Source organism: Modestobacter sp. VKM Ac-2984, from assembly GCF_026967985.1.
In the GTDB taxonomy this organism is placed as follows: domain Bacteria; phylum Actinomycetota; class Actinomycetes; order Mycobacteriales; family Geodermatophilaceae; genus Modestobacter.
On sequence record NZ_JAPVBJ010000006.1, the window covers coordinates 209871 to 233580 of the forward strand.

Genomic DNA, 23710 nt, shown 5'->3' on the forward strand with positions numbered 1-23710 from the left:
CCAGCAGCAGACCTCCCTGGCTGCCGATCACCTGGGGGTGCAGATCAACGAGCAGATGAGGGCGCGAGCCCCTCGGGCGGCGGCGCGGACCGCCGTCCCGGTGCTGTTGGTCTGTGCGGTGACGTTGCTGGTCTTCTCGCTGTTCGGGCCCAACGCGGTGACGGCGCGGGGTGTGGCCGCCTCCTGGGCGTGCGCCGCGCTGCTCGCCGTCCTGGCCCTGGCCTACCGGCGCACCGACCCGGCCCGGGTCGACGCCCGCGGCGGCTACGTGCTCATCGCCCTCCTCGGCGTCGTGCTGTGCTGCGGGATGAACTGGATCACCCGCGACCCCTCCGCCGGCGGACAGGCGTTCCTCGCCTTCCCGGTGCTCTGGGCCGGCGTCCAGCTCCGCCGCACCGCGGTGGCCCTGGTGACCGCCACCGCGCTGGCCGGGGACGCCGTGGTGCTGTTCCACCTCCAGCCGGCCGGCCACGCGGTCAGCGACCTCAGCTTCTTCGGCGCCGTGCTGGTGGTCATGGCGACGATGCTCGTGCGCGCCGGGGAGACCCAGGACCGGCTGGTGGCCCAGCTCCAGCAGCAAGCCGCCACCGACTCGCTCACCGGGCTGGCCAACCGGCGGGTGCTGAACGCGGCGCTGAGCACGGCGCTGGCCGCCCCGGTCGCACCGCGGGGCACCTCGCTGGTCCTGGTGGACGTCGACTCGTTCAAGGCGATCAACGACGAGCACGGCCACCCGGTCGGGGACGACGCCCTGGTGCACATCGCCGCGGTGCTGCGCTCGGTGGTCCGCGCCGGGGACGCCGTGCTCAGCCGGACCGGCGGTGACGAGCTCGCCGTCCTGCTGCCCGACTGCCCGGCGGACGTGGCCGCCGCCCGGGCCGGCGAAGTGCTCGACGCCGTCCGGGCCGCGCCCCTGGTGCTGCCCGATGGGACCCTGCTGGCGGTCTCGGTGAGCCTGGGCGTGGCCCACGCCCCCACGCACGCCGTCGGGCTGGAGGAGCTCTACGCGGCCGCCGACGCCGCCCTGTACGCGGCCAAGCGCGCCGGCCGCGGCCGGGTCGAGGTGGCCGCGGTCAGCTGACCCGGCGGGGGACCGCCCGGTCGGAGGACTCCAGGACTGCGCCGACCAGCGGCGCGCCGAGCGTGTGCAGGAGGGAGGTGACGTCGTGCAGCTCGCGTCGCGTCGTCCCTCCGGCCCGGACGGCCAGGACCACCCCGTCGCTCAGCGTGGTCAGCGACGCGGCCCCCGAGCGCTGGTCCAGCGGCGGGGGCACGACGATGGTGACGTCGGCGTCGCCGGAGACCTCGGCCAGGACCTCGGCCATCCGGGGGCCGTCGAGGAGGTCCTCGCCCCCCGCGTCCGGCGGCCGGCCGGCCGGCAGCACGCGCAGGCCGTGCGGGCCCGGGCGCAGCGCCTCCTGGACGGTGAGGCGGCCGGCCAGCACCTCGGCCAGGCCGGGGGTCTGCTCCGGCAGGCCGAGCAGCCCGGCGGCCCGGGGGGCCCACAGGTCGGCCTCGACGAGCACCGTCCGCAGCCGCGCGGCGGCGAACACCCCGGCCAGGTCCCAGCCCAGCGCGGCGCCGTCGGCGCGCGCCGTCGGGCCGAGCACGGTGACGGTGCGCGGTGCTGCGGTGCGGCGCCCGGGACGGTCCCCGAGGTGGGCGCGGATCCGGCGCAGCGCCTCGCCGCGCTCCACGCCCGGCCCCTCGCCGCGACGCCGCCGGTCGCGCCGCGGGACGACCGCGAGGGCCGGGACGCCGGCCGCGGCGAGCTCGTCGACGTCCCGGACGGTGTCGTCCATCGACTCGCGCACGAACGCGACGGCGACGCCGACGGCCAGCCCGAGCAGCGCGCCGACGGCGAGCAGCACCCCGGTGGTGGGCGCGGTCGGGGTGGTCGGCAGCGCCGCCGGCCGGATGGTGCTGACCTGCACGGTGTCCACGGTGGAGCCCGGCGCGTCCTCCAGCTCCGCCAGCAGGTCGGAGAACGCACCCCCGGCGGCGTTGGCGATCTCCTGGGCGCGCTCGGGCACGGGGTCCTGCACGCGCACGGTGAGCAGCACCGTCTCCGCCGGCACCTCGACCGTCATCTCCCGGGCCACCTCGGCGCCGGTCAGCTCCAGGTCGAGGCCCTCGGCGACCCGCTCGCCGAGCAGCGGGCTGCCCAGCACGGCCGCGTAGGACTGCATCCGCTGCTGCAGGTAGGCGGTGTCCTGCCGGGTCACCACGCCCTCGTCGGCCTCCTCCGACGCGCCGAGGAACAGCTGCGCCTCGGCGACGTACACCGGGGTGCGGAGCAGCGCCACGGCCAGGGCCAGGGCCATGCCGAGCACGATGCACAGCGCGATGGGCAGTGCACCGCGGCGGAGCGCGCGGGAGATCTCGCGGAAGGTCATGGAGGTGCCTCATCACATCGACGGTGTCCGGGTGGCGACGTCCGCACCTGTACCGTGCCCTCGGTGGCGCCGAGCCGACGTAGCGTAACGAGCCGCTCGCAGGAAGTCGTGGAGGGCGCACGTTCGTGGGCACGGAGACCCCGGTGACGGGCATGGGGACAGCAGCTGCGCCGGCCGGCTCGGTCGGTGCGGTCTGCGTGCTGCACGGCGACCCGGAGGTGCCGGACTGGCTGTTCCGGCTCGCCCGGGCGATGCCCCTGGTCCTGGTCGTCAACGACCCCGGGCCCGGCCGGTACGCCCGCCTCCCCGCGGCCGCGGTCACGCTGGTCAACGACGAGCCGGCGGGCTTCGCGGTGAACGTGGACCGGGGGGTCGACGCGCTGCTGGCGGCCGCGCCGGTCGACGTCCTGCTGAGCGTCAACTTCGACCTGGAGCTCGAGCTGGACGCCGTCGACTCGCTGGTGGCCGCGCTCGACCAGCACCCGGAGGTGGCCGCCGCCGGGCCGCTGCTGACCGGGCACGACGGCGAGCCGGTGTTCAGCTCCGGCCGGCTGCCGCGTCCGGTGCTGGAGTTCCTGCGGGCCGCCGGCCTGCGCCAGGGGCGGCTGCTGGAGTGGCAGCGGCTGCTGCTGCGCCGCTCGGCCACCTGGCGGGCGCGCAACTCCGGAGCCACCAGCGCGCCGGTCCGGCTGCTGCCGGACGGGGAGTACCTGCCGTGGACGTGCGTGGCGGTGCGCCGCACGGCCTGGACGTCGGTGGGTCCGCTGGACCGCCGGTTCCGCCTGTACGCCGAGGACATCGACTGGTCGGTGCGGGCGGTCGCGGCCGGCTGGCGGCTGTGCGTGGTCACCCCCGGGTCCCCGGTGGTGCACGCCGAGCGCTGGACCCGCAGCCCGACCACCGACGCCTGGTACGAGGCGAGCCACACGCGGCTGCACCGCAAGCACGGCTGGACGGCGAGCGGCCGTGCGCAGCGAGCCGGGCTGGCGCTGCGCCGCTGGACGCCCCTGCGCTGGGTCAGCCCGCTGGTCTGGGCGGAGACCCGCCGGTGACCTCCCCGGCGCTGTCCCGCCGGTTCGTGCTGGGCTACGCCCCCCTCTGGCTGGCCGGTGCGGGTTTCCTGTGGTGGCCGTGGCTGCTGGTCCGGCTGGTGCTGCGCGCCCGCGCCGAGCACCGGCCGCCGCTGCTGCTGACCGGGGTGGCGGGCTTCCTCGGGCTGAGCCTGCTGCTCGCGCTCGTCCAGGCCCCTCCGGCCGGACGGGTGCTGGGCGCCGCGCTCAACCTCCTGGTCTGGGTCTGCCTGGTGCTGCTGGTGGCCGCCCGGCCGTCCCGGCGTCAGCTCGCCGAGGCGGCTGCGGGCCTGGTGGGGCTGGCCCTGGTCCAGGCCGCGCTGACCCTGCTGGCCCTGCTGGTGTACCCGCGGGCGCAGGACCTCGTGCTGCCGCTGGGGCGGCTGCTGCCCGACTCGGTGCTGGCCGATCCCAGCATCACCGCCTTCGCCGTCACCCACCTGGCCTTCCCCGACTACTTCGCGATGCCGGTCGTCCGCAGCGGCGGGATCCTCGGCAACCCGACCTGGGGCGGCGCGCTGGCCGCGCTCGGGATCCTGCTGCTGGTGGTGGACCCGTTCGGCGTGCGGCGCCCCGGGGTGCGGGGCTGGGTGCTCACGGCGGCGGGCGTCGTCGTCCTGCTGCCGTCGCTGGTGCTGTCGTACTCGCGCAACACCCTGCTCGCCCTGCTCGTCGCGCTGGTCGCGGCCGGGGCAGTGCTGCTGCGGCGCCGGTTGGGCGGCCCCGGTTTCGCCGCCCTGGTGTCGCTGTCGGTCGCCGGCGGCGTCGCGATCCTGGCGGCGCTGCCGGTCCCCGCGTTGATCGCGTCGCTGAACGGCACCCGGGCCGGCTCGGCCGAGACGCGCGGGGAGATCTACTGGATCACGCTGGACCGGGTGCTCGCCTCGCCCACCCCGCTGCTCGGCTCCGGGGTCAAGGAGCGGGTGCCCGGGCTGGTGGCCAGCCTGGGCAGCCACAGCAGCTACCTGGGGCTGCTGTACCGCGGCGGCGCCGTCGCCCTGCTGCTGTTCCTGGCCGCGCTGGTCGTGGCCGGCTGGGTGGCCTGGCGGCGCGGGGAGGCGGCGGCGCTCGCGCTGGTCGTCTTCACCGCGGTCTGGTCGGTGGCCGAGGACGTCGACGTGGGGCACTTCGTCCCGCTCGCGCTGGTGCTCGCGCTCGGGCTGCTCGGGCAGCCCGACGACGCCGGACCACCGGAGCACGAGGTCAGCGCCGCCGACCGCCCGGCACCGGTGGGCGCGGCGGCCGGTGCACGTGTCGGCTGACCAGGCCGTCCCGGGGGAGGACGTCCGCCCCGGACGTCAGCGGGTGTTCACCCTGCTCGACCAGGGGCTGTCCAGCGTCACCAACTTTGCCCTGTCCCTGGTGGCCGCCCGGGAGCTGGCCCCCACCGAGCTGGGCGCGTTCGCCGTGGCCGTGGCCACCTACCTGATCATGCTGGGGCTCGTGCGCGCGGCCTGCGGGGAGACGCTGCTGGTGCGCCATGCCGGGGCCCCGGCCGACGACTGGCCGGTGCTGACCCGGGCGGTGACCGGGCTGGCCGCGGCAGGGGGATGTCTGGCCGCGGTGCTGGTCGCGGCGGTCGGGCTGGTGATCGGCGGCCGCGTCGGGCCGGCGCTGGTGGTGCTCGCGCTCACCCTGCCCGGCCTGCTGGTGCAGGACGCCTGGCGGTACTGCCTCCTGGGTGCCGGGCGGGCCGGGGCGGCGTCGGCGCTGGACGGCGTCTGGGTGGTGCTGCTCGTGCCCGCGTTCGCCGTCCCGCTGGTCGCCGACCGGGTGAGCGCCCCCTCGCTGCTCCTGGCGTGGGGGGTCGCCGGGGCGGCGTCGCTGCCGCTGGCGGTGCTGCTGGACCGGGTGCGCCCGGACGTCGTCCTGGGCTGGCGGTTCCTGCGGGAGAACTCCCAGCTGATCCGGCGCTACTGCCTCGAGTCGCTCACCGGCTTCGGCGCCTACCAGGTCTTGGTCTACGGGCTCGCCGCACAGTTCGGCCTCGCCCTCGCGGGCACGCTCCGGCTGGCGCTGACCGCGCTCAGCCCGGTGAACGTGCTGTTCCAGGGGGCGTACACGATCGCCACCGTGCGCAGTGTGCAGCTGCGCGGACAGGGCGCGGGCCCGCACCAGCGCTGGTCGGTCACCGTCGGCGCGACGCTGGCCGCGGTGGCGGTGCTCTGGACCGGCGTGCTGCTGTTGCTGCCCGCCGGGGTGGTCAGCGCGGTGCTCGGGCCGGAGTGGCCGGAGGTCCGGGGCGTGGTGGCCGTGCTGGGCCTCTGGCTGGTGGCCGTCGGCGTCCAGTCGGGGGCGGCCACCGGGTTGCACGGGCTGGTCGACTCGCGCCGGAGCCTGGCCGCGCAGCTGACGTCCGCGCCGGCGCTGCTGGTCCTGGCCTGGGCCGGTGCCGCGCTGGCGGGCGTCCTGGGCGTCGCGGTCGGCTACGTGGCGGCCGGGCTGGTCTCCGGGGTCGTCTGGTGGAGCCTGTACCGCCGCTCGTTGCGGCTGGGTCCCGCGGCGGCCTGAGGCTCGACGCCGCCGACTCCACCGTTCCATTGAACGGAAGAGTCGTCACGGTGTGTAGTCGTGCACCGGCACTGCTGCGAACGGGCGTGCACCCGAACAGGTGAAACGGACCGCACGGGCCCGAATGGTGTGACTCAGCGTTGCCTGGTGCACAACTGGCGACGTAGCGTCCTGCCCCGAACGCCCGAGCGCCCACCGGTGTGCGGATCGGCGTGTCGTCGTCCTCGGAGCCTGTCTCCTCGGCCCCTGCAGAGAAGAGCTCGTCTGTGTCTCGCGCTTCCCGTCCGCCCGCACTCGCCTCGCGTGCCGGCGCTGCCACCCTGGCGGCCGCCGCCCTGCTCGGCAGCCTCGTCGTCGGCGTGCCCAGCGCCGCCGCCGCCACCGGTTCGACCCCCGTGGCCGACTTCGACGGGGACGGCGCCAGCGACCTCGGCGTCTTCCGGCCCGCTGCGGGCCAGTTCCTGATCGAGGGCCAGGCCGCCACCTGGTGGGGCGGTGACGGCGACGTCGACGTCTCCGCCGACTACGACGGCGACGGCACCACCGACATCGCGGTGTTCCGCCCGTCGACGGGTCAGTGGTTCGTCGAGGGCGGTGCCAGCACGTTCTGGGGCGGCGAGGGTGACGTGGCCGTGCCGGCGGACTACGACGGGAACGGCAGCGCCGACATCGCGGTGTTCCGCCCGTCGACGGGTCAGTGGTTCGTCGAGGGCGGTGCCAGCACCTACTGGGGCGAGGCCGGGGACGTGGCCGTGCCAGCCGACTACGACGGCAACGGCAGCGCCGACATCGCGGTGTTCCGCCCGTCGACGGGTCAGTGGTTCGTCGAGGGCGGTGCCAGCACGTACTGGGGCGGCGAGGGCGACGTGGCCGTGCCGGCGGACTACGACGGGAACGGCGCGGCCGAGGCCGCGGTGTTCCGCCCGTCGACCGGCGAGTGGTTCATCGAGGGCGGGACCAGCGCGTACTGGGGCGGCCCGGGTGACGTGGCCGTGCCGGCCGACTACGACGGGAACGGCGCCACCGACATCGCGGTGTTCCGCCCCGAGACCGGGCAGTGGTTCGTCGAGGGCGGCGCCAGCACCTCGTGGGGCGGTGCGGGCGACCTCGCACTGACCCGCAGCCTGGGCGAGCGGCAGGCGGCCGAGGCCGCGCCGATCGACCCCGCACCGGTCGACACCACCGCACCGGCCGCACCGACCGACGTGACCACCGTGCTGGGCGACAGCTCGGTCACCGTCACCTGGGCCGCCGCTGCCGAGGACGACGTCACCGGGCACTCCGTCCAGCGCACCGAGGCCGGTGGCGAGCCGGTCGTGCTGACCGGCGAGCCGGTCGAGGGCACCTCCTTCACCGACGCCTCCGCCACGGTCGGGACCCGGTACTCCTACACGGTCACCGCGACCGATACCGCGGGCAACGCCTCCGCTCCCTCCGCCGCCGCCGTCGCCACCCCGGTGGACGCCGACGTCGTCGTGGCCGCCGACGGGTCCGCCGACGCCACGACGGTGCAGGCCGGCGTCGACCTGGTGCCGAACAACGCCGACCACCGCGCCGACCCGCAGCTGGTGCTCGTCCAGCCCGGCACCTACGAGGGCCTGGTCGCCTCCGGCAACCGGTACGGCGTCACGATCATGGGTGCCACCACCGACCCCGCCGACACCGTCCTGACCGCCGCCGACGCGGTGAAGCCGACCGTCTCGCTCTCCGGGGAGCAGTGGTCGCTGCTCAACCTGACCGTCGCCAACACGAACGGCACCGGGGTCGCCGGTGCCACGGCGACGGCGATGAAGGTCAGCTCCGGTGACCGCGACGTCTTCGACAACGTCGCCTTCCTCGGCAACAAGCAGACCCTGCAGCTGCAGACGTCGAACACCACGACCTACAGCCGGATGTACTTCTCGAACGCCTACGTCGAGGGCGCGCAGGACATGATCCTGGGCCGCGCGGTCGCCGTCTTCGAGGACAGCACGATCCACGTGCTCGACCAGCCCGGCGCGGCGATCACCGACTCGGCGATCAGCTCCGCGCACCCCTACGGCTTCCTGATCACCGACAGCGAGATCGTCACCGACGGGGTCGCCGAGTCCATCTACCTGGGCCGTCCCTACCCGGCGAGCACCACCGCGCAGGCGCAGGTGACCATCCGCGACACCGAGCTCGGTGCCGGGATCAAGACCGCCCAGCCCTGGAAGGACTGGGACGCCACCACGCCCTGGACCTCGGCTCGCTTCTCCGAGTACCAGAACACCGGCCCGGGCGCGACGGTCAACGCCAACCGCCCGCAGCTGACCGACGAGCAGGCCGCGCAGTACACCAAGGCCGCCTACCTCGCCGGCACCGACGGCTGGGCCCCGGTCGGGCAGCAGCTGCCCACCGAGCCGGCCGACACGACCGCCCCGGCAGCCCCGGCCGGCCTCGCGGCCACCGCCGGGAACGCCCAGGTCGAGCTGGTCTGGACGGCGAACGCCGACAGCGACCTCGCCGGCTACCACCTGTACCGGGCCGCGGGCGCCACGGTCGAGGTGACGGCGGAGAACAAGGTGGACACGGAGCTGCTCACCGGCTCCTCCTACACCGACCGCGCCGTGGTCAGCGGCACCGAGTACGCCTACGTGCTCACCGCCGTCGACGGTGCGGGCAACGAGTCGGCCGCCTCGGCGACCGTCTCGGCCACCCCGACCGGCGAGGTGCTGCCGGTGCACGACCTGCTGGTCGCGCAGGACGGCTCGGGTGACTTCGCCACCGTGCAGGCCGCCGTCGACGCCGCCGGCGCCGGCACGGCCGGCGACCCGGTCGTCATCGCCATCAAGCCGGGCACCTACCGCGAGCTGGTCAGCATCACCAAGAACCAGGTCTCGCTGCTCGGCACCACCGGGACGGCCACCGACGTCGTGCTCAGCTACGACAACGCCGCCGGCACCATCAACCCGGCGACCGGCTCGGCGTACGGCACCGGCAACAGCCAGAGCGTGCTGGTCAAGGGCAACGACGTCACGGTCAGCGACCTGACGATCGAGAACGCCTTCGACGAGGCGGCGGCGACGTTCAACGACAAGCAGGCGGTCGCGCTGAACACCACCGGCGACCGGCTGGTCTTCGACAACGTGCGCCTGCTGGGCAACCAGGACACCCTGCTGGTCAACTCCGGTGACGCCAACCGGGTCGCCCGGTCCTACTTCGTGGACAGCTACGTCGAGGGCGACGTCGACTTCGTCTTCGGCCGGGGCACCGCGGTGTTCGACCGGAGCACGATCCACGCGCTGAGCCGGGGCAGCAGCTCCAACAACGGCTACCTCACCGCTGCGAGCACCGCGGACGACAACCGGTACGGGATCCTGATCACCAACAGCGCGGTGACCAGCGACGCCCCGGCGGAGACGTTCTCGCTGGGTCGCCCGTGGCGCGGCTGGAACGACGACTACACGAAGAACGGCATCGAGATGCCGAACTCGCGTGGCCAGGTCACCATCCGCGAGACCGAGCTGCCCGCCGCGATCCGGACCAGCCAGCCCTGGGCCGACATGGCCCCGAACCTGTGGACCGACGGCCGCTTCGCCGAGTACGAGAACACCGGCGCCGGCGCCACGGTGAACGCCAACCGGCCGCAGCTGACCGCCGCCGAGGCCACCGAGTACACGAAGTGGGACTACCTGGCCGGCAGCGACAGCTGGAACCCGATCGGCTCCGAGGAGCCGGCGGCCGGCGACATCACCGCCCCGGCGGCACCGGCCGGGCTCACCGCATCGGCGGAGGACGCCGGTGTGACCGTGACCTGGACGGCGAACGGTGAGGCCGACCTGGCCGGCTACCACGTCTACCGGGCCACCGGCAGCACGGTCGAGGCGACCGCGGCCAACCAGCTCACCACCGAGCTGCTCACGGAGGCCGGCTACCGCGACACCGCCGTCTCCCCGGGCGTCGAGTACAGCTACCTGGTCACCGCGGTGGACACCACCGGCAACGTGTCGGCCGCCTCGGCGCCGGCCACGCTGACCACCGCGGGGACGCCGCTGCCCGACCACGACCTGCTGGTCGCCCAGGACGGCTCGGGTGACTTCACCACCGTGCAGGCCGCGGTGGACGCAGCCGGCGCGGGCACCGCGGCCGACCCGGTCGTCATCGCGGTGACCCCGGGTGAGTACCGCGGGGTCGTCGCGATGCCGCGGGACCACGTGACGCTGATCGGCACCACCGGCAACGCCGCTGACGTCGTCATCGTGGAGGACCACGCGGCCGGCACGCTCAAGGCCGACGGTTCCGGCACCTACGGCTCCTCCGGCAGCGCCACGGTGCTGATCAAGGGCAGCGACATCACGGTCCGGGACCTCACCCTCGCCAACGACTTCGACGAGGAGTCCTCCGACCTCTCGGCGAAGCAGGCGCTGGCGCTGAAGACCCAGGGTGACCGGCTGGTCTTCGACAACGTCCGGTTCCTGGGCGACCAGGACACCCTGATGGTGGACTCGCCCGGCACCGGCGTGCAGGCGCGGTCGTACTTCGTGGACAGCTACGTCGAGGGCGACGTGGACTTCATCTTCGGCCGGGGCACCGCGGTGTTCGACCGGAGCACGATCTTCGCGTCCACCCGGGGCAGCAGCTCCAACAACGGCTACATCACGGCCGGCAGCATCGACATCAGCCTCCCGTACGGGATCCTGATCACCGACAGCAACGTGGAGAGCGACGCCCCGGCCGGCACCTTCCACCTGGGCCGCCCGTGGCACCCCAGCGGTGACGTGAACGCCATCGCGCAGGTCGTCATCCGCGACACCGAGCTGCCCGCGGCGATCAAGTCCGCGCCGTGGACGGACATGAGCGGGTTCTCCTGGACCGAGGCCCGGTTCGCCGAGTTCCAGAACACCGGCCCGGGTGCCGGGGTCAACGAGAACCGTCCGCAGCTGAGCGCCGCCGAGGCCGAGCAGTACACCAAGTGGGACTACCTGGCCGGCAAGGACGGCTGGAACCCCACCGGTGAGGTGGAGCCGCCGCCGTCGGACACCACCGCGCCGGCCGCGCCGGCCGGGCTGGCCGCCACGGTGGCACCGGGTGCGGTGACGCTGGACTGGGCCGACAACGCCGAGCCCGACGCCGCCGGGTACGTGGTCTACCGCGCGCTCACCGAGACCGGGAGCTACGCCCGTCTCACCAGCAGCCCGATCAGCGCCTCGACCTACCTGGACAACACCGTCCCGGTCGGCTCGACCGGCTGGTACCGGATCACCGCGGTCGACGTCACGGGCAACGAGTCCGCGGCGGCGACGGTCAGCGCCACGGTGACCGAGGGCAGCGGCGAGACCCGCCCGCTCAGCGTCTTCGTCATCGGTGACTCGACCGCGTCGGTCTACCAGGCCAACGAGGGCCCGCGGACCGGCTGGGGCCAGGCGCTGGGGCTGTTCACCACCGAGAACGCCACGGTGGTCGACTACGCCAAGTCCGGGGCCAGCTCCAAGGACTACTACGACAGCGGCCTGTTCGACCGGACGCTGGCGGAGATCCAGCCGGGCGACTTCCTGCTCATCTCCTTCGGGCACAACGATCAGAAGGCCGACGACCCGAGCCGGTACACCGACCCGTACGGCACCTACCAGGAGTACCTGCAGCGCTACATCGACGGTGCCCGGGCCGCCGGGGCCACCCCGGTGCTGGTCACCTCGGTCGAGCGCCGTCGGTTCGACGACGCCGGCAACGCGAAGACGACCCACGGCGAGTACCCGGCCGCGATGCGGGCGCTGGCCGCCGAGCAGGGCGTCGCGGTGGTCGACCTGACCGCCATGAGCACCGACCTGTGGAACGAGCTGGGGCCGGAGGGGACGAAGGACTACTTCCTCCACGTCGAGCCGGGTGAGTACCCGAACTACCCGGACGGCCGCGCGGACGACACCCACTTCCAGGCGCGGGGGGCGATCGAGCTGGCTCGCATCGTCGCCACGTCCCTGGCCGAGCAGGGGGTCCTGCCGGCGGGTGGCGACTACTTCCAGCGGCTGGACGGCGCCGTCGCCGACGACGAGGTCGTCTGGCCGGCCAAGCGCCCGATCTGACCCGACCGGGTCCTACGTCCCCCGGGAGGGTGGCCGGCTGCCGCCGGCCCACCCTCCCGGGTGACGTACCGGCCCGTGGGCGAGCACCGGGGCTCCGCTGCGGGATCAGATGGACGTGCACAACACGATCGACGAGGCGAGGACAGCACGTGCGCACCCCGGACACCCCACCGCTCGGCTCGGTCGTCGACTTCACCACCGAACGGGCCCTCCGCCGGGCCGAGCCGGTCACCCGGCCCGCACCGGCTCCGCAGGCCGACCCGGTCGCCGAGGTGGCCGGCCACCTCGCCCGGCTGCACGACACCGGCCAGCCGGTCGCCACCGTCTCCTGGGTGAACCACCACAGCGCCCTGGAGCTGCTGCACTCCGACCCCGAGCTGCTGGGGCGCCTCACCTACCTCGGCGTCGACGGCCTGTTCCTGCGCAGCCTGCTGGGCGGCGGGCTGGTGCCGAGGACGAGCGCGGACCTCGTCCTCCCGGAGCTGCTCGGTCGGCTCCGGGCGCCCCGGGTGGCCGTGGTCGGCGGGCGACCGGAGGACGTCGCGAGCCTGCGGCGCGCGGTGGCCGCACTGCTCCCCCCGGACGGCGAGATCGTCTCCGTCCGGGACGGCTACGCCGGCCGCCCGGCCCCGGGAGAGCTGGACGTCTGGCTGGCCCGCACCCGGCCGACCGTGGTGCTGGCCGGGCTCGGCGCACCGCTGCAGGAGCAGTTCGTGCTGGACGTCGCCCGGCACCTGCCGCAGGGGCTGGCGCTCACCTGCGGGGGCTTCCTCGACCAGGTGCAGCAGGCCGGCTACTACCCGGCCTGGGCCTATCCGCTGAAGCTGAACTGGCTGGTGCGGCTGGCCCGCGAGCCGCGGCGGATGTGGCGCCGGTACTCGGTCGAGGCGGTGGCGGCCCTGCGCGCCCGTGCCGCGCTGCGCGCCGAGGTGCTGGCGGCCCCGGGGTTCCGGCGGCTGCGGTGGTACGCCTGGCCCGAGGTCGACGACCGGTGGGCCGCCGAGGCCAGCAGCTCCTGAGCCCGGGCGACCGACCCGGTCAGCGCAGTCGGCGGGCCGTGGCCGCCAGGGTCCGGGCGGTGAGCCGCCCGTCGGCCAGCCCGAGGGCGACGACGTCGTCGAAGACCCGCTGGTCGGCCTGGGCGGCACGCACGGCGGCGTCCATCAGCACCGGCCACCGGCTCAGCTGGGAGGTCATAGAGGACGCGCGGAGGTGCCCGCCGAGCCGGCGGCGCAGCAGTCGCCGGTGCACCCCGCCGGCCCGTTCGCCGTGGCCGGCGGCTGCACCGGCCAGCGCGCCGGACAGCACGGCGTAGAAGATCCCCTCCCCGGTCAGCGGGTTGATCAGCGACTGCGCGTCCCCGGCCAGCAGCACCCGGCCGCCGGGCAGCCGGGGCCGGCCGGTCGACAGCGGCAGGCGGTGCGCCCGCAGCCCCTCGGGCTGCACGCCCGGCAGCATCCGGTGCAGCCCGGCGACCAGCTCGGTGCGGGTCACGCCCCCGGAGACGAGCTCGCCGTAGCCGACGTTGGCCCGCCCGTCGCCGAGCGGGAAGGACCAGGCGTAGGCCGGCCACCGCTGGTCGGTGGTGGTCACCACCTGCACGCCGTCCATGCCGGGGAGCGCGGGGGCATAGCCGCGGATCGCGATGGCCAGCCGGTCCGGCGGGTTGGGGGGCACCCCGAGCGCCCGGCGCACCACCGACTCCGCGCCGTCGGCGCCCACCAGCACCCCCGCCCGGACGGCACCGTCGACCTCGACGTGCGTGCGGTGCACGGTGACCTGGCGGACGGTGTGCCGGCGGAACCGGACGCCGGTGGCCAGCACCTGGTCCAGCAACCGCCCGTCGAGCACCGCGCGCGGGACGACGAGCGACGGCCGGTGGAGGGTGCGCTCGACCGTCGCCCCGCCCGGGCCCTGCAGGCGCAGCCGGGGGACCGGCGGGAACCCTGCGGTCAGCGCCGGGACGTCGATCCCCAGCCCGGCCAGCACGTCCAGCGCCTCGGGGGCGATGCCGTCGCCGCAGACCTTGTCCCGGGGGAAGTCGGCGCGGTCGAGCACCAGCACGTCGGCGTCCGGCCGGGCCCGGCGGACGGCGGCCGCACACGCCGCACCGGCCGGCCCGCCCCCGACCACGACGACGTCCGCGTGCTCCATGGCCAGCAGGCTAGGCGGCCGGCGGCGGGGTCCACTTGCGGGCCGGGTGCTCATAGCCCGCGACGAAGGCCAGCAGTTCCGCGGCGTCGTGCACCACACCGAGCGCGTCCAGCCGGTTGGCGGCCAGGTAGCCGTCGTCGACCATCCGGCGCAGCTGGTCCAGCAGCGGCTGCCAGAACCCGTCGACGTCCAGGAGCGCGGTCGGCTTGGCGTGCAGCCCGAGCATCCCCCAGGTCCAGGCCTCGAACAGCTCCTCGAGGGTGCCGGCGGCACCGGGCAGCGCGACGAAGGCGTCGGACAGGTCGGCCATCACCGCCTTGCGCTCGTGCATCGTCTGCACGACCTCCAGCCGGGGCAGCCCGGGGTGGGCGACCTCGTCGTCGACGAGGTGCTGCGGGATCACCCCGACCACCTCGCCGCCGGCAGCCAGCGCCGCGTCGGCGACGACGCCCATGAGGCCCACGTTCCCGCCGCCGTACACGATGCCGACACCGGCCCGGGCCAGCTCGGTGGCGAAGGTGGCGGCGGCCTGCTGGTGGGACGGCGGCCCGGACTGGGACCCGGTGAAGACGGCGATGCGCACCCTCGGACGGTATGCGCATCGCCGCCGGGCCCTCCTGTAGGGGGCAGGAGGGCCCTCTCTCTCACGCGTAGGCGCGGGTGACCCACTCGGCGATGCAGACCGGCTTGTCGCCGCCCTCACGCTCGATGGTGACGGCGAAGGTGTTCTGCAGCCCGCCGGCGACCTCCTCCACGTCCTTGAGCGTCACGCGGGCCCGGACCTTCGAGCCGACCGGCACGGGCGCGGGGAACCGGACCTTGTTCAGCCCGTAGTTCACGCCCATCTTCGCGTCGGTGATCGTGTAGGTCTGGGTGACCAGCGGCACGAGCAGCGACAGGGTCAGGTAGCCGTGGGCGATCGGGCCGCCGAACGGGCTCTCGGCCTTGGCCCGCTCCACGTCGACGTGGATCCACTGGTGGTCACCGGTGGCGTCGGCGAACAGGTTGACCGCCTCCTGGGTCACCTCGTACCAGTCGCTGGTGCCCAGCTCCTGGCCCTTCAGCGCGGGCAGTTCGGCGATCGTGGTGGTGGTGCTCATGCGTCCTCCTCGGTTGGCACGTACGTCTGTCGCAGGTCCGGCTTGCGGATCTTGCCGGTCGCGGTCTTGGGCAGCTCGTCCACGTAGCGGACCTCCTTGGGCACCTTGAACCCGGCGAGCCGTTCTCGCAGCGCGGCGCGGAGCGCGTCCGCGTCGCGGGGTGCCCCGGGCGCGGGGACGACGACGGCCAGACCGACCTCGCCCCAGTGCGGGTCGGGCGTGCCGATCACCGCGACCTCCTGCACCTCGGGGAGCTCCAGCATCACCGACTCGACCTCGGCCGGGTACACGTTCTCCCCGCCCGAGATGATCATGTCCTTGTACCGGTCGCGGATGTAGAGGTAGCCGTCCTCGTCGGTGGAGCCGGCGTCCCCGGAGTGGTACCAGCCGTCGACGATCGCGGCGGCGGTGGCCTCGGGCGCGTTCCAGTACCCGGCCATGACGTTCGGCCCGGACAGCATGATCTCGCCGACCTCGCCCGGCGGGCACTCGGTCCCGTCCGGCCGGACCACCCGCACGTCGGTGAAGAACTGCGACCTCCCGGCCGACCCGACCTTGGCCACCGCGTCCGCGCTGTCCAGGACCGTGCCGGCGGGTGCGGACTCGGTCATCCCGTAGGCCTGCTGCACGGTCACCCCGCGGTCCAGCCAGGTGCGCAGCAGCGGGAGGGGGAGCGGTGCCCCGGCGGCGCCGATGGTGCGCAGCGCCGAGAGGTCGAGGGTGCCGAAGTCCGGCTGGCGGCTGAGCGCGTCGAGCATCGTGGGGACGGCGAAGAACGACGTCACCCGCTGCTCGGCGATGACCGCGAGCGTCGCCGGCGGGTCGAAGCCCCGCACCAGCACGACGCAGCCGCCGCGCAGCAGGGTCGGGTTGAGGGTCCCGTTCAGCCCGCCGATGTGGAACAGCGGGGCGAGGGCGAGGGTCCGTTCGTCGGGGGTGAAGTCGAAGCCGAGCACCTGGCTCATGCACGACCAGGTCATGTTCCCGTGGGTCAGCACCGCGCCCTTGGGTCGTCCGGTGGTGCCGGAGGTGTACATGATCAAGCAGATGTCGTCGAGGGTGACCGGCTCGTCCCGCTGCACCGGCTCGGCCTCCGCCAGCAGCGTCGCCCAGTCCAGCGAGTCGGCGCCGCCGGCCGGCGGGGCCTCGGCGGCCACCCAGTGCCGGACGGCGGGCAGGGCCTCGCGCAGGGTGTCCGCCGAGCCCCCGTGCTCCCGGCCGTGCACGACCAGGGACGCCCCGGAGTGCTCGAGCACGTACTGCGCCTCGGGCGGGGTGAACCGGGCGTTCACCGGCACCCAGATCGCGCCCAGCTGGCCGCAGGCGTACAGCGTCTCCAGCCCGGCGGGGTGGTTCGCACCGAACCACGCCACCCGGTCGCCGCGCTGCACCCCGAGCCCGGCCAGCGCGGTGGCGGCCCGCCGGACCCGCAGCGCGAACTCGCCGTGCGTCGTCGTCGTCCCCTCGAACCAGAGCGCCGGCCTGTGCGGGGAGCTCCGCAGCCGGCGCTCGGGCCAGGAGCCCAGCCCGGCGTTCCTCACCGCAGCCCCAGGGCCACGATCGCGTTCTCCTTCATGATCAGCGGCCGGACCTCGTCCTTGATCTCCAGGGCCTCGAAGTCGCGGATCCAGCGCTCGGGGCGCAGCAGCGGGTAGTCCGAGCCGAAGAGCACCTTCCGCTTGAGCATCGAGTTGGCCGCCCGCACCAGCTGCGGCGGGAAGTACTTCGGCGACCAGCCGGAGAGGTCGATGTAGACGTTGGCCTTGTGGGTGGCCACCGAGATCGCGGCGTCCTGCCAGGGCACCGACGGGTGGGCCATAATGATCGTCAGGCCCGGGAAGTCGGCGGCGACGTCGTCGAGCAGCATCGGGTCGGAGTAGCGCAGCTTGATCCCGCGGCCGCCGGGCAGCCCGGCGCCGATCCCGGTCTGCCCGGTGTGGAACAGCGCCGGGACGCCGAGGCTCTGCAGCTCCTCGTACAGCGGGTACACCGTGCGGTCGTTGGGCAGGAAGTCCTGCAGGCTGGGGTGGAACTTGAACCCCCGGACCCCGTGCTCCTGGACCAGCCGGCGGGCGGCCCGGATGCCGGCCACCCCGCGTGCCGGGTCGATCGACCCGAACGGGACGAGCACGTCGGGGTGCTGCGCGGCGAGGTCGGCGATCTCCTCGTTGGACAGCGTCATCTGCCCGGTGGCCGCCTCGGCGTCGACGGTGAAGACGACCGCGGCCATCTTCTTGTCCCGGTAGTCCGCGGCGATGTCGGGGACGGTCGGGTCGTAGGGGTCGCCCTTGAAGTACTGGCTGGCGGCCGCGTTGAGCTCGTCGTCGAGCGCCAGGTGCCCGGAGGAGTCGGCGTGCACGTGGACGTGCACGTCGATCGCGACCAGCGCGTCCAGGTCCAGCCCGGTCGGGGCCGTCACCGGGGTGGCTCCGGCAGCTGCTGGCCGACGGGCTGGTGTGCGGCGACGAACCGCTGCGGCCACACGTCGGCGATGGCGTCGGGCGACCAGCCGGTGCCGTCGGCGAGCTCCACGACCACCTCGGTGGGGTGGGTCCACAGGGCGAGCCGGTCGCCGCCGATGCCCACGGCCTGCCCGGTGATGTCGGCGGCGGCGTCGGAGGCGAGGAAGGCGACCAGGCCGGCGGCGTCGGCGGGGCTGCCGAAGCCCAGCTCCTGGCGGGCGTAGGCCGGCAGCGGATCCCCGGCGGTGAGGGCGTCGACGTAGGGCCTGAGGAAGGGCACGGTCTCGGTCATCGCGGTCGCGGCGACCGGGACGACGGCGTTGACGGTGATCTCGGCCCGGGCCAGCTCCATCGCCCAGGTGCGCACCATGCCGACGATCCCGGCCTTGGCGGCGGCGTAGTTGGTCTGGCCGAAGTTGCCGACCTGGCCGGTGGGGGAGCCGATGCAGATGATCCGGCCGCCCTCGCCCTGCTCGCGCATCCGGACCGCGGCGGCCCGGGTGCAGGTGAAGGTGCCGCGCAGGTGGGTGGTGAGGACGGCGTCGAACTGCTCGTCGGTCATCTTCCACAGCGTGGTGTCCCGCAGGATGCCGGCGTTGTTGACCAGCACGTCCAGCCGGCCGAACTCCTCCACCGCCCGGTCGACCAGGGCCTGGGCGGCCTCGCTGCTGCCGACGGCGACGACCTCGGCGACGGCGGTGCCCCCGGCGTCGGAGATCGACTGCACGGCGGCCTCGGCGACGTCGGGGTCCACGTCGTTGACGACGACGGCGGCCCCGCAGCGGGCGAGTTCGGTGGCGTAGGCGAGGCCGAGGCCCCGCCCGGATCCGGTGACGACGGCGACCTTGCCGGTCAGGTCCATGAGTGCTCCTTCGATCGGGGCTGGCCAGCGCGGACGCTAGGGATGGTGGTGGATGATGTCAACGAATGGAGGTCCCATGGACATCGAGCTCGATCGACCCGGACTGACCGACGACGTCGGGTTCCTGCTCTCCCGGGCCAGCGGTCGGCTGGTGCGTGCGAGCAACGCCGTGCTCGCCGGGCACGGGCTGCGGGTCCGCCCCTGGTCGGTGCTGGTGCTGGCGTGCGACGCGCCCGAGGGCGTCTCCCAGCGGGAGCTGGCCGACGTGCTCGGGCTGGACCCCAGTCAGATCGTCCTGCTCGTCGACGAGCTGAGCGCGGCCGCCCTGGTGGAGCGGCGGCCGTCCCCCGCCGACCGTCGGAACAAGCTGGTCCTCGGCACCGCGGCCGGGCAGGCCGTCCGGGCGGCGGCGGCCCGGGACGTCGAGCTCGCCCTCGCGGCTGAGCTGGCCGACTTCTCCGCCGGGGAGCGCCAACTGCTGCAGGAGCTGCTGACCCGCCTGGTGTTCGGCGGCGGTTCACCGGCCGGCCGCGGCTGACCGGGGTCGCGACGGAAGGGCTGGCCGTCGCCGGGTGTGACGTGCATCATGACCAACATCAATCGTTGATGTCGTCATGTTTCTCATTGAGGAGAGCGCGATGGTGCGGAAGCCGGTCCCTGTCCTGGTCGCGGTCCTGCTGGCGCTCGCTGCCTGCGGAGGGGAGGCCGAGCAGTCGTCGGATGCCGCGACGGGCTCGTCCGGGGAGTTGCGTGAGGTCTCCGTCGGGATGCTGCCGATCCTGCCGACCGCGGCCCTGTACGCGGGCATCGAGCAGGGGTTCTTCGCCGACCAGGGGCTCCAGCTGGAGGTGGCGACCGGTCAGGGTGGGGCGGCGTTGTTGCCGGCCGTCCTCTCCGGTGACCTCCAGTTCGCCACCAGCAACCCGGTCTCCCTGCTGCAGGCCCGGGAGCGCGGGCTGGACGTGGAGGTGGTCACCCACTGGACCTCCGCGCTGTCGTCGGGGGAGAGCGACGTCAACGCCGTCGTCGCCGCGCCGGGCTCCGGGATCGACTCGGCCGCAGACCTGGAGGGCAAGCGGGTGGCCGTGAACACGCTCAACGGCATGGGCGGGCTCACCATCCGCGAGGCCGTGCGCCAGGACGGCGGCGACCCGGACGCCGTGTCCTTCCTCGAGCTGGGCTTCCCCGACATGCCCGCCGCACTGGCGGCCGGCAACGTCGACGCGGTCTGGGTGCCCGAGCCCTTCCTGAGCAGCCTCCAGGCCGAGGGCAACACCGTGGTCACCCACCCGAGCCTGGAGTCGGTCGCGGGGCACCCCACCCAGCTGTTCTTCACCTCCGGGCAGCTCGCCGAGAGCGACCCGGAGCTGGTCGCGGACATGACCGCGGCGCTGGAGGAGACGCTCGCCTACGCCGAGGAGAACCCCGACGCGGTCAAGGCCCAGATCCCCCAGGTGCTCCCGCAGTTGCCGGCCGAGGTGGCCCAAGCCGTGCGACTGGAGGAGTTCGGCACCGACCTGCGCCGTGCGGAGCTCGCGGAGCTGGGCCGGCTGATGGAGGAGGACGGCCTGATCGAGGAGTCGGCGGACCTGGACGGGCTGCTCCCCGAGGAGTGACGCGGCCGGGAGCTGCCGGATGGGGCTTCCACCACATGGAAGCCCCATGGGCGGACGGGCGTGATGGGCGTCACCGTGGAGGCGTCGAAGAGGACACCAGCGGGAGGAACACCCATGACGTCGATCGTGCGCAACCAGTGGTATGTGGCCGCCTACGGCCGCGAGGTCGGCCGCGAGCTGTTCAGCCGCACGATCTGCGGGGAGTCGATCCTCTTCTGGCGGACCGAGGCCGGCGAGGTCACCGCGATGAGCGACCGCTGCGTGCACCGCCGGTTCCCGCTCTCCCAGGAGCCCAGTCACCTGGTCGGCGACACCGTCGTCTGCGGGTACCACGGCTTCACCTACGGCGCCGACGGCGGCTGCGTGGCGGTGCCCGGGCAGACCCGGGTGCCGCGCACCGCCCGGCTGAAGAGCTACCCGGTCGTCGAGCAGGACAGCTTCGTCTGGGTGTTCATCGGCGACGCCGAGAAGGCCGAGGGCGCCACGATCCCGCGGGCGCCGTGGCTGGCCCAGGAGGGCTGGACGACGGTCAGCGGGATGGAGCCACTCGCCGCCCGGGCGAGCCTGCTCGTGGACAACCTGATGGACCTCTCGCACGAGACCTACCTGCACGGCGGGTACATCGGGACGCCGGAGGTGGCGAACACCCCGATCACCACCGAGGTCGACGACGCCGCCGGGGTCGTCTACGTCAGCCGGCACATGGCCGACGCGGAGTGTCCGCCGTTCTACGCGAAGAGCACCGGCATCACCGGTCGGATCACCCGCTGGCAGGACATCGAGTTCACCCCGCCCTGCCTGTACAAGCTGCACAGCCGGATCGCCCCGGTCGGGGTGCTGCCGAACGACGACGGCACCGACCCGGACGCCTTCCACGTCGAGGTCGTCTACGCGATCACCCCGGAGACGGAGTCGACCACGCACGACTTCTGGGCCGTGGCCCGCGACTTCGCCCTCGACGACGAGGGGGTGTCGGAGTTCCTGCGGGAGAGCAACCGCACCGTCGTCCTGCAGGACGTCGTCGCCCTCGACGTGCTGGAGAAGGTGCTCACCGGCGAGCCGGACGGCTACCAGGAGCTCTCCATCAACATCGACACCGGCGGCCTGGCCGCCCGGCGGATCATCGCCCGGCTGGCCGCCGAGGGCGCCGGCGAGGACGCGCCGGCCACGCCCTCCCGCACCCCCGTGGCGGCCAACCGGTGACCGGCGTCCCCGAGCCCCGGGACGGGTCGCGCACCGAGCACGGGCTGTCGCTGCCCGCCCCACGTCAGGTGCTCGAAGGGGAGCAGGTGCTGCGGGTGAACTGGCTGCCCGGCTCCGACCGGCTGCGCGGCCTGTGCCACTGCGGTGCGGAGGCCGAGGCGTCGGATCCGGTGGAGATGTGGGAGTGGCTGCTGGCCCACCCCGACCACCCGGCGGACGGCCCGGCCGAGCCCCCGGCAGCGGGCCCACTGCCCGCGCCCCCGGCCCACCTGGTGACCGACCCGCTGGTGATCGTCCGCCGGGCCCCCGTCCCCGCCTGAAGAAGGACCCCGCTGCCCCCCACCGCTCGCGAGCTCGCGGCGGGCCCTGCAGCGGGGCCGGGGCGGGATCTGCGGATGCGAGCGGTGGCCACACGACGAGGAGAGCAGTGCACAGCACCCATGACGAGGTGGACCTGCGGCTGCAGGTGGCCCGGCGGACGACCGGCGCCGAGGGCGTCGTCGTCCTCGAACTGCGCGACCCGACCGGGGCCGACCTGCCGGCCTGGTCGCCCGGCGCGCACGTCGACCTGCTGCTGCCCGGCGGGCTGACCCGGCAGTACTCGCTGTGCGGCGACCCGCACGACCGGGCGGTCTGGCAGATCGGGGTGCTCCGCGAGCCCGCCGGCCGGGGTGGCTCGGCGCTGGTGCACGACCAGCTGCAGGAGGGCACGGAGATCGACGTCCGGGGGCCGCGGAACCACTTCGAGCTGGTGCCCGCCCCGCGGTACGTGTTCCTCGCCGGGGGCATCGGCATCACCCCGATCCTGCCGATGGCCGCCGCCGCGGAGGAGGCCGGCGCCACCTGGGAGTTCCACTACGGCGGACGCACCCGGACGTCGATGGCCTTCCTGGACGCGCTGGAGGCGCTGGAGGCGCAGACCGGGCACGGCCTGCGGGTCACGCTGCACCCGCAGGACGAGGTGGGGCTGATCGACCTCGACCGCGTCCTGGGCACCCCGCAGCCGGACACGAAGGTGTACTGCTGCGGCCCCGAGCCGCTGCTGGCGGCGGTGGAGCAGCGCTGCGCCGACTGGCCGCCCGGGGCGCTGCACGTGGAACGATTCGCCCCGAAGGAGCAGGGCGAGCGGGTGCTCAGCGGCGACTTCGACGTCGAGCTGACGCTGTCGGGCACGACGCTGACCGTCCCGCCGGACAAGTCGATCCTGCAGGTCGTGGAGGAGGCGGGCATCCCGGTCCTCTCCTCGTGCCAGGAGGGGACGTGCGGCACGTGCGAGACCGGAGTGCTGGAGGGGACCGTCGACCACCGCGACTCGCTGCTGACCCCGGAGGAGCAGGCGGCGAACGACACGATGTTCATCTGCGTCTCCCGAGCCGCGTGTCCCAAGCTCGTCCTGGAGCTCTGAGCCCGGCCGGGCCAGCGGCACGGCGGACGGCGGGCAGCAAGGTGCTCGCCGTCCTCGACGCCTTCACCCGGGACCGGCGTGCGCTGACCCTCTCCGAGATCGCCCGGGCCACCGACGTCCCGTTGTCGACCGCGCACCGGCTGATCGCCGAGCTCTGCAACTGGGGCGGGCTGGAGCGCGACCCCGACGGCCGGTACCGCGTGGGGCTGCGGCTGTGGGAGCTCGGCGCGCTGGCGCCGCGCGGTCTGGGTCTGCGGGAGGCGGCCCTGCCGTTCATGGAGGACCTCTACGAGGTGACCCACGAGAACGTGCAGCTGGCGGTGCGGGACGGCGTCGAGGTGGTCTTCGTCGAGCGGTTCGCCGCCCGGGACGCGGTCGCGGTCTACACCGAGGTCGGGGGGCGGTTCGCGCTGCCGCCGACCGGGGTCGGGCTGGTGCTGCTCGCGCACGCGCCACCCGAGGTGCAGGAGCAGGTGCTGGCCGCCCCGCTGCGCCGGTACACCGCGCAGACGATCACCGACCCGGTGCAGCTGCGCCGGGTCCTGGCCGAGGTCCGCCGTGCCGGGGTGGCGGTCAGCGACCGGCAGGTCACCGACGACGCGGTCTCGGTGGCTGCGCCGATCTCCGCCCGCGGCGAGGTGGTCGCGGCGCTGTCGATCGTGGTGCGGGGCAGCTCCCCGGCCGCCGTCCGGCCGATGGCGCCCGGCGTCCGGGCCGCCGCCCGCGCGATCAGCCGGACCCTGGCCGGAGGCCCTCCCGACGGCTGAGGTACGGCGCGCTGCCGGACTCCCGGAGTTCTCCCGATGATCTTCTGGGTGTCACCCGTTGGTCTGCACCGGCGACGCAGAGTTCCCGCGACAGATGCAGCACGGACTATGCGGGAGCGCCTC

General features: G+C 74.2%; 18 protein-coding genes and 1 pseudogene. 12 read left to right on the forward strand and 7 right to left on the reverse strand.

Annotated features, from left to right (window positions below; translation table 11 throughout):
• Positions 1 to 55 precede the first annotated feature (55 nt).
• Entirely contained in the window at positions 56 to 1081 is a 1026-nt protein-coding gene (locus O2W16_RS14260; RefSeq protein WP_269159475.1) for a GGDEF domain-containing protein, read from the forward strand.
• Here O2W16_RS14260 and O2W16_RS14265 read toward each other — a convergent pair.
• Complete coding sequence (locus O2W16_RS14265; RefSeq protein WP_269159476.1) at positions 1074 to 2396, reverse strand: polysaccharide biosynthesis tyrosine autokinase; 1323 nt, start codon at positions 2394 to 2396, stop codon at positions 1074 to 1076. The genes O2W16_RS14260 and O2W16_RS14265 overlap by 8 nt on opposite strands.
• 152 nt (positions 2397 to 2548) lie before the next feature.
• Here O2W16_RS14265 and O2W16_RS14270 point away from each other — a divergent pair, with 152 nt between their 5' ends.
• From O2W16_RS14270 to O2W16_RS14290, 5 genes are all read left to right on the forward strand, one after another.
• Positions 2549 to 3448 (forward strand): glycosyltransferase family 2 protein, encoded by a 900-nt coding sequence (locus O2W16_RS14270; protein WP_269159477.1) that lies wholly within the window; start codon positions 2549 to 2551, stop codon positions 3446 to 3448.
• The gene (locus O2W16_RS14275) at positions 3445 to 4728 is read left to right on the forward strand and encodes an O-antigen ligase family protein (protein ID WP_269159478.1); all 1284 of its coding nucleotides are present in this window, start codon (positions 3445 to 3447) and stop codon (positions 4726 to 4728) included. Before O2W16_RS14270 ends, O2W16_RS14275 begins: the two co-directional genes overlap by 4 nt.
• A complete protein-coding gene (locus tag O2W16_RS14280; protein ID WP_269159479.1) occupies positions 4718 to 5977 on the forward strand; it encodes a hypothetical protein in 1260 nt (419 codons plus the stop codon). The genes O2W16_RS14275 and O2W16_RS14280 overlap by 11 nt, the downstream gene beginning before the upstream one ends.
• Positions 5978 to 6243: 266 nt before the next feature.
• On the forward strand, positions 6244 to 12018 hold the full coding sequence (locus tag O2W16_RS14285; RefSeq protein WP_269159480.1) for a pectinesterase family protein: 5775 nt from the start codon (positions 6244 to 6246) through the stop codon (positions 12016 to 12018).
• Between the two features lie 149 nt (positions 12019 to 12167).
• Entirely contained in the window at positions 12168 to 13037 is an 870-nt protein-coding gene (locus O2W16_RS14290; protein WP_269159481.1) for a WecB/TagA/CpsF family glycosyltransferase, read from the forward strand.
• Positions 13038 to 13056: 19 nt separating this feature from the next.
• Here O2W16_RS14290 and O2W16_RS14295 read toward each other — a convergent pair whose 3' ends face one another.
• The 6 genes from O2W16_RS14295 to O2W16_RS14320 form a co-directional block, all read right to left on the reverse strand.
• The gene (locus O2W16_RS14295; RefSeq protein WP_269159482.1) at positions 13057 to 14172 is read right to left on the reverse strand and encodes an NAD(P)/FAD-dependent oxidoreductase; all 1116 of its coding nucleotides are present in this window, start codon (positions 14170 to 14172) and stop codon (positions 13057 to 13059) included.
• Positions 14173 to 14182: 10 nt separating this feature from the next.
• Positions 14183 to 14755, reverse strand: a complete 573-nt coding sequence (locus O2W16_RS14300) for a TIGR00730 family Rossman fold protein (protein ID WP_269159483.1) — start codon at positions 14753 to 14755, stop codon at positions 14183 to 14185.
• A 61-nt stretch (positions 14756 to 14816) separates the two neighbouring features.
• Complete coding sequence (locus O2W16_RS14305) at positions 14817 to 15272, reverse strand: MaoC family dehydratase (protein WP_269159484.1); 456 nt, start codon at positions 15270 to 15272, stop codon at positions 14817 to 14819.
• The gene (locus O2W16_RS14310; RefSeq protein WP_269159485.1) at positions 15269 to 16813 is read right to left on the reverse strand and encodes an acyl-CoA synthetase; all 1545 of its coding nucleotides are present in this window, start codon (positions 16811 to 16813) and stop codon (positions 15269 to 15271) included. Before O2W16_RS14310 ends, O2W16_RS14305 begins: the two co-directional genes overlap by 4 nt.
• The gene (locus tag O2W16_RS14315) at positions 16810 to 17673 is read right to left on the reverse strand and encodes an amidohydrolase family protein (RefSeq protein WP_269159554.1); all 864 of its coding nucleotides are present in this window, start codon (positions 17671 to 17673) and stop codon (positions 16810 to 16812) included. The genes O2W16_RS14310 and O2W16_RS14315 overlap by 4 nt, the downstream gene beginning before the upstream one ends.
• A gap of 14 nt (positions 17674 to 17687) precedes the next feature.
• Positions 17688 to 18596, reverse strand: coding sequence for an SDR family NAD(P)-dependent oxidoreductase (locus O2W16_RS14320; protein ID WP_269159486.1), 909 nt, complete (start codon positions 18594 to 18596; stop codon positions 17688 to 17690).
• 76 nt (positions 18597 to 18672) lie between these two features.
• Here O2W16_RS14320 and O2W16_RS14325 point away from each other — a divergent pair, with 76 nt between their 5' ends.
• The 6 genes and pseudogenes from O2W16_RS14325 to O2W16_RS14350 all read left to right on the forward strand — a co-directional run bounded on the left by O2W16_RS14325 (position 18673) and on the right by O2W16_RS14350 (position 23587).
• Positions 18673 to 19134 carry a MarR family winged helix-turn-helix transcriptional regulator gene (locus O2W16_RS14325; protein WP_269159487.1) on the forward strand — a complete coding sequence of 154 codons (462 nt, stop codon included), beginning with the start codon at positions 18673 to 18675 and terminating at the stop codon, positions 19132 to 19134.
• 100 nt (positions 19135 to 19234) lie between these two features.
• Complete coding sequence (locus tag O2W16_RS14330) at positions 19235 to 20212, forward strand: ABC transporter substrate-binding protein (RefSeq protein WP_269159488.1); 978 nt, start codon at positions 19235 to 19237, stop codon at positions 20210 to 20212.
• A gap of 114 nt (positions 20213 to 20326) precedes the next feature.
• Entirely contained in the window at positions 20327 to 21415 is a 1089-nt protein-coding gene (locus O2W16_RS14335; RefSeq protein WP_269159489.1) for an aromatic ring-hydroxylating dioxygenase subunit alpha, read from the forward strand.
• Positions 21412 to 21735, forward strand: a complete 324-nt coding sequence (locus tag O2W16_RS14340; protein WP_269159490.1) for a hypothetical protein — start codon at positions 21412 to 21414, stop codon at positions 21733 to 21735. The genes O2W16_RS14335 and O2W16_RS14340 overlap by 4 nt, the downstream gene beginning before the upstream one ends.
• Positions 21736 to 21902: 167 nt before the next feature.
• Positions 21903 to 22820, forward strand: a pseudogene (locus O2W16_RS14345) (PDR/VanB family oxidoreductase); the annotation flags it as partial.
• Positions 22821 to 22861: 41 nt separating this feature from the next.
• Complete coding sequence (locus O2W16_RS14350) at positions 22862 to 23587, forward strand: IclR family transcriptional regulator (RefSeq protein WP_269159492.1); 726 nt, start codon at positions 22862 to 22864, stop codon at positions 23585 to 23587.
• Positions 23588 to 23710: the final 123 nt, after the last annotated feature.